General features: G+C 72.3%; 15 protein-coding genes. 10 read left to right on the top strand and 5 right to left on the bottom strand.

Annotated features, from left to right (window positions below):
• The first annotated feature begins 31 nt into the window (after positions 1–31).
• Entirely contained in the window at positions 32–427 is a 396-nt protein-coding gene (locus tag ACFW2Y_RS11805) for a DUF2267 domain-containing protein (RefSeq protein WP_384876749.1), read from the top strand.
• A gap of 57 nt (positions 428–484) precedes the next feature.
• Complete coding sequence (locus ACFW2Y_RS11800) at positions 485–925, top strand: DUF2267 domain-containing protein (protein WP_384876747.1); 441 nt, start codon at positions 485–487, stop codon at positions 923–925.
• Positions 926–993: 68 nt separating this feature from the next.
• Here ACFW2Y_RS11800 and ACFW2Y_RS11795 read toward each other — a convergent pair whose 3' ends face one another.
• A complete protein-coding gene (locus ACFW2Y_RS11795; RefSeq protein WP_384876745.1) occupies positions 994–1,323 on the bottom strand; it encodes a hypothetical protein in 330 nt (109 codons plus the stop codon).
• 205 nt (positions 1,324–1,528) lie between these two features.
• Between ACFW2Y_RS11795 and ACFW2Y_RS11790 the strand changes: the two genes are divergently transcribed.
• Positions 1,529–1,849, top strand: a complete 321-nt coding sequence (locus ACFW2Y_RS11790) for an antibiotic biosynthesis monooxygenase family protein (protein ID WP_384876743.1) — start codon at positions 1,529–1,531, stop codon at positions 1,847–1,849.
• Between the two features lie 33 nt (positions 1,850–1,882).
• Positions 1,883–2,368 (top strand): GNAT family N-acetyltransferase, encoded by a 486-nt coding sequence (locus ACFW2Y_RS11785; protein WP_384876741.1) that lies wholly within the window; start codon positions 1,883–1,885, stop codon positions 2,366–2,368.
• 43 nt (positions 2,369–2,411) lie between these two features.
• On the opposite strand, the gene ACFW2Y_RS11780 is transcribed toward ACFW2Y_RS11785, so the two are convergent.
• Entirely contained in the window at positions 2,412–4,475 is a 2,064-nt protein-coding gene (locus tag ACFW2Y_RS11780; protein WP_384876739.1) for an MDR family MFS transporter, read from the bottom strand.
• A 145-nt stretch (positions 4,476–4,620) separates the two neighbouring features.
• Between ACFW2Y_RS11780 and ACFW2Y_RS11775 the strand changes: the two genes are divergently transcribed.
• The 5 genes from ACFW2Y_RS11775 (at position 4,621) to ACFW2Y_RS11755 (ending at position 9,740) form a co-directional block, all read left to right on the top strand.
• Complete coding sequence (locus ACFW2Y_RS11775; RefSeq protein ID WP_384876737.1) at positions 4,621–5,883, top strand: peptidoglycan-binding protein; 1,263 nt, start codon at positions 4,621–4,623, stop codon at positions 5,881–5,883.
• A 732-nt stretch (positions 5,884–6,615) separates the two neighbouring features.
• Complete coding sequence (locus ACFW2Y_RS11770) at positions 6,616–7,284, top strand: HAD family hydrolase (protein ID WP_384876735.1); 669 nt, start codon at positions 6,616–6,618, stop codon at positions 7,282–7,284.
• Between the two features lie 274 nt (positions 7,285–7,558).
• The gene (locus ACFW2Y_RS11765) at positions 7,559–8,209 is read left to right on the top strand and encodes an HNH endonuclease family protein (RefSeq protein WP_384876733.1); all 651 of its coding nucleotides are present in this window, start codon (positions 7,559–7,561) and stop codon (positions 8,207–8,209) included.
• 178 nt (positions 8,210–8,387) lie between these two features.
• Positions 8,388–8,858, top strand: coding sequence for a DoxX family protein (locus tag ACFW2Y_RS11760; protein ID WP_384876732.1), 471 nt, complete (start codon positions 8,388–8,390; stop codon positions 8,856–8,858).
• A gap of 267 nt (positions 8,859–9,125) precedes the next feature.
• A complete protein-coding gene (locus tag ACFW2Y_RS11755) occupies positions 9,126–9,740 on the top strand; it encodes a DedA family protein (protein WP_384876817.1) in 615 nt (204 codons plus the stop codon).
• Here the strand turns inward: ACFW2Y_RS11755 and ACFW2Y_RS11750 are convergent.
• Both ACFW2Y_RS11750 and ACFW2Y_RS11745 read right to left on the bottom strand, forming a co-directional pair.
• Entirely contained in the window at positions 9,700–9,963 is a 264-nt protein-coding gene (locus ACFW2Y_RS11750; RefSeq protein ID WP_384876730.1) for a DUF2277 domain-containing protein, read from the bottom strand. The two genes, ACFW2Y_RS11755 and ACFW2Y_RS11750, sit on opposite strands and share 41 nt — an antisense overlap.
• A 163-nt stretch (positions 9,964–10,126) precedes the next feature.
• Positions 10,127–10,351 carry a hypothetical protein gene (locus ACFW2Y_RS11745; protein WP_384876728.1) on the bottom strand — a complete coding sequence of 75 codons (225 nt, stop codon included), beginning with the start codon at positions 10,349–10,351 and terminating at the stop codon, positions 10,127–10,129.
• Positions 10,352–10,539: 188 nt separating this feature from the next.
• On the opposite strand from ACFW2Y_RS11745, the gene ACFW2Y_RS11740 reads away from it, so the two are divergent.
• Positions 10,540–11,298: a GntR family transcriptional regulator gene (locus ACFW2Y_RS11740; protein WP_384876726.1), complete on the top strand. Its 759-nt coding sequence runs from the start codon at positions 10,540–10,542 to the stop codon at positions 11,296–11,298.
• Positions 11,299–11,639: 341 nt separating this feature from the next.
• Here the strand turns inward: ACFW2Y_RS11740 and ACFW2Y_RS11735 are convergent, their stop codons facing one another.
• Positions 11,640–12,074, bottom strand: coding sequence for an IS3 family transposase (locus ACFW2Y_RS11735; protein ID WP_384876815.1), 435 nt, complete (start codon positions 12,072–12,074; stop codon positions 11,640–11,642).
• Between the last annotated feature and the right edge of the window lie 129 nt (positions 12,075–12,203).

Below are 12,203 nucleotides of genomic sequence, written 5' to 3'. Positions count from 1 at the left end.
ACAGCCCGACGGCACACAGGGGTGGCGACCGATGGCCTCGCGACACGAAGCGTTCCTCGACCAGGTGAAGCACCGTGGCGCATACGACACCGCGGAGGAAGCCGAGCGCGCGATCCGCGTGGTGCTCGCCCTGCTCGGCGCGCACCTGGTCGGCCACGTCCGCGCCCAGCTCGCGGCACGCCTGCCAGAGGACTTCGCCCTCATCCTGCTCAACCCACTGCAGAGCGCCGAACCGCTGACCCCCGAACGGTTCGTCCGCGCGACCGCCGCCTGGATCGAGGGCTCCACCGAACAGACCGCGACCTGGGACGTCAGCGCCGTGCTGTCCACCGTCGCCGACACGGCGGGCGAGGACTTGATGGGGCAGATCCTGTTCCAGCTTCCCGTCGGCTACGACCTCCTCTTCGGCCGCCCCCAGCCCACCTGACCAAGACCGGGGTGTCGTGCCCGACGCCCCACGGCTCCGCGAAAGGCATTCACCACCGTGATCTCCGACGCGCGCGTACCGCTTGAGCAGCGGCCGTACTCGATGGCGTACGAGCAGATGCTGGAGAGGGTCCGCTACGAGGGCGCCTACCCCACCCGCGAGCGGGCCGACGAAGCCGTCCGCCTGGTCCTCGCCGGGCTCGGGCGCCAGCTGACCGGCGAGGAACGCGTCGACCTGGCCGCCTGTCTGCCCCTGGAGGCCGCACGTGCACTGACCACACAGGTCCCCGACCTCCAGCCACTGACCGGCTGGGCCTTCGTCAAGGACCTCGCCACCCGCTCCGGCACCTCCCTGGCCACCACCCGCTGGGACACGGGCTCCGTCTTCGCCGCCGTCACCGCCCATGCCGCCCCCGAGCTGATCGCCCGTATCCTCCACCGGCTCCCCACCGGCTGGGCCCTGCTGTTCGGCCAAGCCGAACTCACCCCCGCCGCGTAGCCGGCGCGCTGCGCTCTCGGGGCGGACGCGACGGCCTCCGCGTCACCGTCCACCTCGAAGCTCGGGTCCTACGCGGCGACCGCTGCCGCTCGCCCGGCCACCCGCAACGACGTGCTGGCGCATGCGGTCGAGCGCATCGGGTGCCACCACCACGAACCACGGCCTCCCGCCGCGGAAGACGGGCGGCACATCCGGCGAACGGTGTCGGCACCCATCCCGTCGGCCCGCGGCGCGGCCAGCTCGGCCAGCACCTCCGGCAGCGCCGGAGCATCGATCGCGGTGACGGGAAGGCGGGCGGCTTCGCGCTCCGGCAGGTGGGTCCGGTCGGCGCCGGCTCCCCGGCGGTCCGACCTCACGACCGTCGGCGGGATCCGGTGGATCCGCACGGGGGACTTCACGGCCCCCGCACCGGCGAGGTGGCGTTCGACCGCAGCCGTACACGGGTCGGTGGAGGGACAGGAAGGGCGCGGGCCGCTCCCCTTGCGCCACGGACGGCGCCCGGAACCCGTCCTCACGCCGCTTTGACCGGGGGATGTAGGAGACTGCACCCACGTGATCAAGGCTGGGCGCGGTGCCCGACCTGTGCTTCCCGAGAGGTGTCCTGTGCCCAGCGTGGTGAAGATCAACGTCCTGACCGTGCCCGCCGAACAGCGCGAGGTGTTGGAGAAGCGGTTCGCCTCGCGGGCCGGTGCCGTGGAGGGGGCCGACGGATTCGAGTGGTTCGAGCTGCTGCGCCCGCTGGAGGGAACCGACCAGTACCTGGTCTACACCCGCTGGCGCAGCGAGGAGGACTTCCAGGCCTGGATGAACGGCTCCATGAAGGCCGCCCACCAGGGCGGCGAGGGCGGCGAGCGTCCGAAGCCCGCCGCATCGGGCTCCACGCTGTGGTCGTTCGAGGTCGTCCAGCAGGCGGCGCCCCGGTAATTCAGCGGCGAGGCGGGTCATGCGGGTCGCAGAATGACCCGCATGACCTGGATCTTCTCCCCCGAACGCGTGGACACCCCGGACGCGACCTCGCTGCGCCGCGACTACTTCGGTGACGTCGCGGGCCGCTACTTCCAACGCGTCCTGGCGGAGGACGAGTACGACGAGGAGATGCTGAGCGAGGGGCTCGACCGGCTCGCCCCGCCCTCCGGGGGGTTCCTCGTCGGCCGCTACGGGGGAAAGGCCGCCGCATGCGGTGGAGTCATCCTGCTGGACGCCGAGCGGGCCGAGCTGACGCGGGTGTTCGTCCGGCACGCGTTCCGCGGGCTCGGCGGTGCCGACCTCCTGATGACCGGCCTGGAGGACGCGGCCAGGACCCTCGGCGCGCGTCGAACGGTCCTCAACACGCGCCTCGACCTGGTCGAGGCGCGCGCCCTGTACGCACGGCACGGGTATCAGGAGATACCGGCGTACTGCACCGGCCCCTACATGGAGATCTGGTACGGCAAGGAGCTCTGAGCCCCGGTGCCGGACCGGTCCGGCACCGGTCGGCGCCACCGGCTCAGGCACGGTGATCGCGGGGCGGCTCGGGCGCAGGGGGCCCCTCGCCGTCCGAGCCGCTCAGTTCGGCCGTCAACTCCTCCACCAGCTTCACCAGGTCGGTGGGCCGGTCGGGCCCCCACCAGTCCCCGAGCAGCTCGGCCAGGGAGTCCTCCCGGGCCTTGGCGAGCACCGTCGCCGTCCTGACGCCCTCCTCGGTGAGGATCAGCTGCACCCCCTCACGGGCCGCCAGTCGTCGCTCCTCCACCTGCTGGGACGCCTCCGCGATCACCTGGAGGGGCACGGGGGTGGTCTCGGCGAGCAGGGAGGGCTCGACGGTGCCGTGGCGGCGGATGCGCAACAGCAGCCAACTCGCGGCCGGCATCAGGTCCAGTCCGGCCCGGGCGGTGATCTTCTCGTAGATCTCCTTCCGTCCCTCTCGGGAACCGAGGACGGACAGGGCGCGGGCGCACTCGTCGTACGAGGAGCGCTCGACCGGGTTGGAGGCGAGGGTCTGGCTGGTGTCGGGGGCGGTGACGGAGCCGCGCAGCGGGTCCTCCGTGAGGAACCAGGCGATGACGAAGGCGGCGAGGACGACGGGGGCCGCGTAGAGGAAGACGTCGGTGATGGACGTGGCGTACGCGTGCAACACCTGGGGGCGCAGCTCGGGCGGCAGCGAGGCGATGGCGCGCGGGTCGGCGGCCACCCGTTCGGCTCCGGTGCCGGCCGGAAGGTCCGCGCCCGCACCCGTGAACACGGCGTCGAGCTCGTCGGTGAGCCGGTGAGTGAAGATCGTGCCGAAGACGGCGACGCCGAAGGAGGCCCCGATGGAGCGGAAGAAGGTGGCACCGGACGTGGCGACGCCGAGGTCCTCGTAGGAGACGGCGTTCTGCACGACCAGGACGAGGACCTGCATGACGAGCCCGAGCCCGGCGCCGAAGACGAAGAAGGCGACGCTCATCTCCCAGGTCGAGCTGGTCTCCGTCAGCCGGTGGAGGAGGAGCAGGCCCAGGCCGGTGAGGGCGGTGCCGGCGATCGGGAACACCTTCCAGCGGCCGGTCCGGGACACGATCTGGCCGGATCCGGTCGAGGTGATCAGCATGCCGAGGACCATCGGCAGCATGTGGACGCCCGACATGGTCGGGCTGACGCCCTGGACCACCTGGAGGAAGGTCGGCAGATAGGTCATCGCACCGAACATGGCGAAGCCGACGACGAAGCTGATGACCGAGACGAGGCTGAAGGTCCGGATCCGGAACAGCTTGAGCGGTAGCACGGGTTCGGCGGCCCTGCGTTCGACGGAGACGAACCACACCAGGAGCACGGCCCCGAGCACGGCGAGTCCGATGATCTGTGCCGACCCCCACGCCCAGGTGGTGCCGCCGAGGGAGGCCACGAGGACCAGGCAGGTGGCGACCGAGGCGATGAGGAAGGTCCCGAGGTAGTCGATGGTGTGCCGGGTGGAGCGCGCCGGTACGTGCAGCACCGCCGCGATCACGAAGAGCGCGACCACGCCGACCGGCAGGTTGACGTAGAAGACCCAGCGCCAGGAGAGGTGCTGGGTGAAGAGCCCGCCCAGGAGCGGGCCGAGGACGCTGGTGGCACCGAAGACGGCCCCGAAGAGCCCTTGGTACTTGCCGCGCTCCCGGGGCGAGACGAGATCGCCGACGATCGCCATCGACAGGACCATGAGTCCGCCGCCGCCGAGGCCCTGGAGCGCGCGGAAGGCGATGAGCTGGGGCATGTTCTGAGCGAGGCCACAGAGTGCGGAGCCGATGAGGAAGAGGACGATGGCGGCCTGGAAGAGCTTCTTGCGCCCGTACTGGTCTCCGAGCTTGCCCCACAGGGGCGTTCCGGCCGTGGACGCCAGCATGTAGGCGGTGACCACCCAGGAGAGGTGTTCCATGCCGCCGAGCTCGCTGACGATGGTCGGCAGGGCGGTGGAGACGATGGTCTGGTCGAGTGCCGCGAGCAGCATGCCGAGCAGGAGTGCGCCGATCGCGAGGAGCAGCGTGCGGCGGTTCCGTCCCTCCCCGGGCAGGGGGGTGTCACCGTCGCGCCGGGACGGGCGGGTGTCCTGGGCCATGGATTCTCCGTCTCCGTGTCGTGGCGGGCTTCTCCATCCTGGTGCGAATGTCCGGTTATGGCCTGTGGAAGAACACCACCGTTCTCCCACCCGACAGGGGCGGGCTGCATAATCGCTCGCAGTTGTATCGGGGAGGGGACCCATCATGACCGGACACGGCTGTCCTGAATGCGGTGTACACAGACCTGGCTGCGCCTGCGCCCGGACTGCGGAGACGGCTGCGGCCGGGGACTTCGACCCGCTGCGGATCAGGCCGTACGTCACCCTGGACGCGGCCGAGGGGCCGGCGGGCCCGTACGAGGCCGGAGCCGGGCCGGAGCCGGGCCACGGGGCCGGCGGCGACACGGACGGCCCGTACGCCGGCGGCGGCGCGAGCACGGCGCACCCGGTCGGCATGACGGGCTCCGGGGGGTCCGAGGGGGCCTTCGGACCCGAAGGGAACCCGGCGGTCGGCTGGCAGCAGCCCGCATCGTCGTCCGCGCACCCGACGGGGGACGCCCCGACCACCCAGCTGGCCGCCGTCCGCCCGACGGACGCCCCGACCACCCAGCTGGCCGCCGTCCGCCCGACGGACGCCCCCGTGGCGCCGCTCCCGGCGGAGGTACCGATCGGGGGGCAGCACGCCCCGTACCGGACGGACCCGGAGGCGTACCCGACCGCCCCGAGCCCGGGGCCGCACCCGGGTGCCGTCGGTCCGGCGCCGCACCCCGACGCCGGTGACGCCTCCGAGACGATGCCGCTGCTGCTGCGCGGGCTCGGCGAGGTCCCGCCGGGCCCCCGCGGCGGCCGGGCCAGGGGCCGCAAGCGCGGCGCGGCGGTCGCCTCGGTGGCCGCCGTCGCCGTGGCGGGCACAGCCGTCCTCGCGGCGGCCGTCCTCGGCGGCGCGAAGGAGACCGAAGACCGGGCGGCCGTGCCCGAGGTGACCACGAGCGCGTCCCTGAACGTCGCCGTCTCGGAGGCGCCCTCTCCCTCCTCCGAGACCCCGGAACCGACCGCTTCCTCCCCGTCCCCGGACGAGACGTCCGCCTCGCCGTCCCCCACCTCCTCCCCGAGCCCCACCACCGCGAGCCCCAGCGCGTCCGCCACCTCGGCGGCCCCTCCGACCGCCGCCCCCTCCACAGCCACGACGACCGCACCGTCGACGCCCCCGCCGTCCTCGCAGCCGCCCCAGCCGACCGAGGAGGCCTCGGTCACGTTGAGCATCGGCTCGTCGGGCGAGGAGGTGCTGGAGCTCCAGGCCCGACTGACGCTGGTGGGCGCGTACCGCGGCGCCGTGGACGGACGGTACGACCAGGAGGTCTGGCGCGCGGTGAAGACCTATCAGTCCTGGATGTACATCGAGGACGACCCGAGGGGCGTGTACGGCCCCCACACGCGCAAGGCACTGGAGCGGAGCACCTGGCTCTAGCCGGCCGCTGAAGGCCTCGCCCCTTGGTGCGGGGTTCGGTCGGCGTTCCCTCCCACGACCGCAGATGCGGCGGTCGCCCTCGGGGGTTCCCTGCCGGTGCCGTCGCCACCTCGGGAATCACCCCGTCCGAGGGCAGCACCCGAGGATGCTTGGTCCTGGTGGCGGTCGAGGTGGCATTCACCGTGGGAACGCCGTTGGTTCTCTGGTTGCTGGGCGACCGAAGGCGCGGGCAAAGGAGGACGGGCACGACCTCCACGTCCACTCGAACCCCCGGAAACGGGCGGACGGGCCATGGGCGCGGCCACTGGTGATCAGCCGCTCGGGTCACCGTCCACCCCGTCCGCCCCATCCGTGCAGGCCGCGCCGGAGGCGCGGCGGTGGACCATGGGCTCCCCGGCACCCTTGACCACACCGGGTCCGCGCCGCTGCGGCAAGGCGGCGAAGCGGAAGCGGCCTTCCGGCCCGGAAGGGCCCGGCCGGATCGGACGGGGATCGGGTCCGCCGCTTCACCCGGTGGTCGCGCCGGGCTTCCTGCCGACCACGCTCGCCCACGCCTTCGTCGCCGCGGCCCCTTCGACGCGTTCCCGTGCGGCCCGGGGCGGCGGATCGCGGACCGGTTGGCCAAGAGGGCTCCCGGTTTTGTATCGTGAAAGAACAAAGTGGCCCCGCCCGCACTCCCTGACCGGTGGGCGGGACCGCTTCGTTCTCCGCGCCACCCCTCCTGGAGACCCGATGGCCGCCACCACCCCGGCAACGCTGACCGCCCGCGCCCTCCTCCTCGACATGGACGGCACCCTCGTCAATTCGGACGCCGTCGTCGAGCGCTGCTGGCGGCGCTGGGCCGAGCGGCACGGCCTGGACGCGGCCGAGGCGCTCAAGGTGGTGCACGGCCGCCAGGGGTACGCAACCATGGCCCTGCTCCTACCGGACCGCCCCATGGCGGAGAACCACGCGGACAACCGGGTCATGCTGGCCGCGGAGACCGCCGACCTCGACGGGGTCGTGCCGGTCCCCGGCGCCCCCGCCTTCCTGGCCTCGCTCGCGGACCTCCCGCACGCCCTGGTGACCTCGGCGGACCGAAACCTCGCCGAGGCGCGGATGGGCGCAGCGGGCCTGCCCATACCGGAGGTCCGGATCACCGCCGAGAGCGTCGGAGCCAGCAAGCCGGACCCGGAGGGCTTCCTCAAGGGCGCGGCAGCACTGGGCTTCACCCCGGAGGACTGCGTGGTCTTCGAGGACTCGGAGGCCGGCATCCGGGCGGGCCGGGCGGCCGGCATGCGCATCGTGGGCGTGGGCCCGCGCGCGGCGGCCTTCGCGCCGGACGTACACGTGCCCGACCTCACCGACCTGAAGGTGGGGTCCACGGCGGACGGCTCGATCACGCTGACCGCCCTGCGGTAGCCACCCCTCCCCCTGGCGCGCGCCCGGACCTTCCGGTCGCGCGCATCCGCACGCCCGGGCGACTCGCCCCCGATGCGTCACCAACCGCTTAGCCATTGAAGAAATCTGCCGCTGCGTCAGATTGAACCCGCCCCTTGATGTGACGTGTCCATGACGTCACCCTGTTACCTGGCACACCCCCCACGGAAACCTGGCGCCGCCACGATGGCCGGGCCCACCCACGGGCGCCCACGGGGCGCACCGCCAGGACGCCTGCCACAGCAAGGGAGTTCACATGCCCGCCTGCAAGGTCTACGCGCGTCAACTCGTCTCACTCTCCGCCGCAGCCAGCCTCTCCGCCGCAGCCCTCCTGGCCGGCGCCCCGACGGCACAAGCCGCCATGCCGACCCCCGTCAGCGCCGCCACCGCGCGCACCTACCTGGCCGCACTCACGGTCAAGGCGGAGGGCTCCACCTCGGGATACAGCCGAAGCCTCTTCCCGCACTGGATCACTCAGTCCGGAACCTGCAACACCCGCGAGACCGTCCTCAAGCGCGACGGCGTCGACGTCGCCACCGATTCCAAGTGCGCCGCCATCAGCGGAAGTTGGTATTCGCCGTACGACGGAGCCACCTGGACCCTCGCCTCCGACGTCGACATCGACCACATGGTCCCGCTCGCCGAGGCGTGGCGCTCCGGCGCGAACTCCTGGACCACCTCACAGCGCCAGGCCTTCGCGAACGACCTCACCCGGCCGCAACTGATAGCCGTCACCGACAACGTCAACCAGGCGAAGGGCGACCGCGACCCGGCGGAGTGGCTGCCCCCGCGGACGGCCTACCGCTGCACCTACGTCCGGGCCTGGGTGCACGTGAAGTACCACTGGAAGCTCAGCGTCGACTCGGCGGAGAAGAGCGCCCTCCAATCCGTGCTCAACGGCTGCTGACCCCCCGTCCGCCGACCCCACGGCGACGACCAGCACCGAAGCGCACCCCGCCGCCCGCCACGATGGCCATATGTTGAACTTGCAAGTACTAGTAAGGAGTGCCTAACCTTACGACCTCATCGGTTTCCGTCCCCCACCCCGTCCCCCACGGACGGGGCCAGACCGAAGGAGTCCCCCCATGACCGACCAGAGCACCACCGGCACGAACCTCACGGGCCGCCTGCACCGGGCACAGCCCTACGCCCTCGGCCTCTTCCGCATCGTCACCGGGCTGCTCTTCGCCTGCCACGGAGCCGCCTCGCTCTTCGGCCTCTTCGACGGCGACGTCAAAACGGCCGGCAGTTGGCCCGGTTGGTACGCGGCCGTCATCCAACTCTGCACGGGCGTCCTGGTCATGACCGGGCTCGGCACCCGCAGCGCCGCCCTCCTCGCCTCGGGCTCCATGGCGTACGCGTACTTCACGGTCCACCAGCCGGAGTCCCTCTTCCCGCTCCAGAACGGCGGCGAAAGCGCGGCGATGTTCTGCTGGGCCTTCGTGCTCCTCGTCTTCACCGGTCCGGGCGCCCTGGCCCTGGACGGCCTCTTCGGTTCCGGCCGCCCCACGGCACCGGAGCCCAGGGAAGAACGGGGCACCCCGGTCGCGGCCTGACCTCGCCCGGGCCTGCCCTCCTCACGAGGGCGGGCCCGGGCCACCGGAAGGAGCGGGGCCCACACGGGCCTGGACTGTTGGGGGAAGGAGCCCGTCCTCGGCCCTGTCCCTTCGCTCCCGCCCCTTCGGCCCGCGCTCCGGCTCCCGCACCCTCGGCCCGCGCCCCTTCGCTCCCGGCGGGTGGGGGCGCACAACGTCGCCCCCACCCCACGGCGGTCGGCCCCCTGCCCCCGCGTAGGCTCTGGCCCTGTGAATCTGCTCGACGGCATGGACTCCCTGCAGTCGCTCACCGCCGGCCCGTGGATCTATCCGGTGGTGGCGGCGTCGATCCTGCTCGACGTCTTCCTTCCCGTGCTGCCGAGCGGCTTCTTGGTGATCACTGCCGCCACGGCGGCAACGGCGACGGCGACCGTGGTCTCCCCCGGCGTGCCCTCTCTCTTCCCCCTGCTCCTCTGCGCCGCCACCGCTTCGGTGCTCGGCGACTTCCTCGCGTACCGCCTGGCCCGGCGAGGCGGTGCCAGGCTGGACCGCGCCATCGCGCGCTCGCGCCGCCTCGCGCTGGCGCAGGAACGTCTCAGCACCGCGCTCGCCCGGGGTGGCGGACTGCTCGTGGTGCTCGCGCGCTTCGCCCCGGCCGGGCGCTCGGTGGTGTCCCTGGGCGCGGGCGCGGCGAAGCGACGGGTCAAGGAGTTCCTCCCGTGGTCGGTCGTGGCGGGGGTGACCTGGGCTTCGTACAGCGTGGGGCTCGGCTGGTTGGGCGGTCAGTGGCTCGGTGCGACCTGGTTCAGCGCGGGGGTGTCGACCCTGGCGCTCTTCCTGGCCGGCAGCCTCGCCGCGTACCTCATCCGCCGTCCGACCGCAGGTCCTGCACCTGCGTCCTGACGGTACCGGGGTGCGCCCCGCGCACCTCCAGGCCGTCGAGGAGCCTCGCCGTCGCCTCGGCGATCTCCTCCACGGCCCGCTCGAAGACCTCGCGGTTGTGGGCGGCCGGGGCACGGAACCCGGAAACCTTGCGGACGTACTGCAGGGCTGCGGCGCGGATGTCGTCCTCGGTCGCCTCCTCGGGCAGGACGGGCGGGCGGAGCGTCTTGATGCTGCGGCACATGCCCCCAGTGTGGCGCGCCCCACTGACATCGATGCCGGTACTCGTATTCCGGTGGTCGCGGCCCTACCACTGAGCGACGACCGTCGCGGGGACCGAGAACAGCGGCCGGGGGCCGGGGGCCGGGGGAAGACCGCCCCGGGCGATCCGGCGCCGCCGCACCGCGTCAGCCGCCGAGCCCCCTCCTGCTCCGTGCGTTGATCTCGGCGGTGCGGGCCCGCAGCTCGTGCAGGGGCGTGGCGGCCTGGACGTCGACCGGGTCGGCCTCCCACTCGGCACCGCCGTGGACGGCGCGGATCAGACAACGCCCGGAGACGCTCCGCACGTAGAAGCCGACCCGCCCCGTGGCGGTGTCGCGGACGAGGTCACCGACCTCGGGCAATGACTGCACGCATCTCCTCCGTCCCGTTACCTGAAGTCCGGGGACATTCAGGGAAGCGCGACGACCTCGCCCTGTCAACGTATCTCTAGAGATGTCCCCCGATGGATGGATCGACCGGGTGGGACGGCGCACACGTGTGCACCCGGGTCGGGAAGCGCGCCGTAGGGTGTCCCGCAGACGAAGGGAGTGGTCCACCCGTGACTGACCAGGACAGCGCTCGTCAGCCCAAGTACCAGCGCATCGCAGACGAGTTGAGAACCGCGATCCAGTCAGGCGACTTCGCCCCGGGCGACCGGCTCCCCGGCGAGAACGACCTCATGACGACCTACGACGTGGCGCGCATGACCGCCCGCCAGGCCCTCTCCGTCCTGCGCACGGAAGGACTCGCCGAAGCCCGCAAGGGCGCCGGCGTCTTCGTCCGCGCCTTCCGTCCGCTGCGCCGCCGAGGCATCCCGCGCCTGGCCGGGGAACGATGGGGCAACGGCCACTCGGTCTGGTCCACGGAGGTCGAGGACCGGGACCTCGTCGTCGACCGGGTGGAGGTGGGCGAGAAGCCCGCCGGGGACCGGATCGCACAGGTGCTGGACGTGGTGCCGGGCACCCCCCTCTGCGTACGGAGCCGACGCTTCGTCCTCGACGGAAGGCCGGTGCTGCTCTCCGTGTCGTACCTCTCCGCCGAACTCGTGAGCGGAACGCAGATCGCCGAACCCGATACGGGCCCCGGCGGCACCTACGCCCGGCTCGCCGAGCTGGGGCAGCGCCCGGTGCACTTCCGGGAGGAGATCCGCTGCCGGATGCCGACGGTGGACGAATCGGACCGCCTCGCCCTGGAGTTCGGCACGCCGGTGGTCCTCATCGAGCGCACGGCCTACACCGAGACCGGCAGGGCGGTGGAACTCAACGAGATGACCCTGGACTCCTCGTCGTACGTACTGGAGTACGGCTTCGACGCATGACGACCTCGCACCGCAGCCCGGGGATGGCATGGGCGGCGTCCCCGGGAAACTCGGCGGCGGCCTGAGCGACCGCATCGGCCGGCCCCGCCCCGGGGCCGACGCGGGTCACGAGGAGACGGTCGACGCCGGCCGCGGCAGCACTCCGCCCGGCCTGCGCCGCCGAGTGGTGACCGGGCACGTCACCGTCCGCCTCGCAAACGAACAGGTCGCATTCCCGGGCGAGTTCGACGAGGGCCGGACAGGGCTCACAGTCCCGAAATGGACGAGCGAACTCCCGTCCGCTTCCACCCGCAGGGCGAAGGCGGGAAGTCCGCCGTGCTCGACGGCGCGGGAGCGGAGGGTCAGCCCTCAGCCGTCGGGAGATAGGTGATGTCGCCGACCAGCTTGATCCCGGGACGCACGGCGTGGAAGTCGCGGCCGATCAGGTCCGGGGCCGGCCTCGCCTTCACGTCCGGCCGGGTCAGCGAGCGGCGCTTGCGGCGGGTGACGCCGCGGATGTCGCGCTCGCGCATGACGCGGGCGACGCGCTTGCGGTTCACCCGGTGCCCCAGACGTCGCAGCTCGGCGTGGATGCGCGGGACGCCGTAGGTGCGACGGGAGGCGATGTGGAGCACGGTGATCTCGTGGGCGAGCGCGTCGTCGGCCGCCCGGCGCTCTTGGCGGGCAGCCTCGCCCTCGCGCCAGGCGTAGGAGGAGGAGCGGGCCACCCGCAGCACCCGGCACAACAACACGATCGGGTAGTTCGCCTTCTCCGCATGGATCAACCGGTACAACATGGTCACCGGTCGCTCTCCTTCGCGAAGAAGGCGTGGTGAGGTCAATGGGTCGGTGCAACATCCCAGGTAGAACGGTTGCCGGAGGTGTTGCTGGGTGGCGAGGATCGGGCGTCCGGGGTTGTCGGACGA

Source organism: Streptomyces sp. NPDC058877, assembly GCF_042742855.1.
Taxonomy (GTDB): Bacteria; Actinomycetota; Actinomycetes; order Streptomycetales; family Streptomycetaceae; genus Streptomyces.
The sequence above is the reverse complement of the archived record's forward strand: the minus strand, read 5'-3'. Positions and strand labels throughout refer to the sequence as shown.

Coding starts and splice junctions, on each gene's coding strand:
- ACFW2Y_RS11770 (WP_384876735.1), top strand. CDS start 6,616: ATGGCCGCCACCACCCCGGCAACGCTGACCGCCCGCGCCCTCCTCCTC.
- ACFW2Y_RS11805 (WP_384876749.1), top strand. CDS start 32: ATGGCCTCGCGACACGAAGCGTTCCTCGACCAGGTGAAGCACCGTGGC.
- ACFW2Y_RS11765 (WP_384876733.1), top strand. CDS start 7,559: ATGCCCGCCTGCAAGGTCTACGCGCGTCAACTCGTCTCACTCTCCGCC.
- ACFW2Y_RS11750 (WP_384876730.1), bottom strand. CDS start 9,963: ATGTGCCGCAGCATCAAGACGCTCCGCCCGCCCGTCCTGCCCGAGGAG.
- ACFW2Y_RS11775 (WP_384876737.1), top strand. CDS start 4,621: ATGACCGGACACGGCTGTCCTGAATGCGGTGTACACAGACCTGGCTGC.
- ACFW2Y_RS11780 (WP_384876739.1), bottom strand. CDS start 4,475: ATGGCCCAGGACACCCGCCCGTCCCGGCGCGACGGTGACACCCCCCTG.
- ACFW2Y_RS11785 (WP_384876741.1), top strand. CDS start 1,883: ATGACCCGCATGACCTGGATCTTCTCCCCCGAACGCGTGGACACCCCG.
- ACFW2Y_RS11760 (WP_384876732.1), top strand. CDS start 8,388: ATGACCGACCAGAGCACCACCGGCACGAACCTCACGGGCCGCCTGCAC.
- ACFW2Y_RS11755 (WP_384876817.1), top strand. CDS start 9,126: ATGGACTCCCTGCAGTCGCTCACCGCCGGCCCGTGGATCTATCCGGTG.
- ACFW2Y_RS11735 (WP_384876815.1), bottom strand. CDS start 12,074: ATGTTGTACCGGTTGATCCATGCGGAGAAGGCGAACTACCCGATCGTG.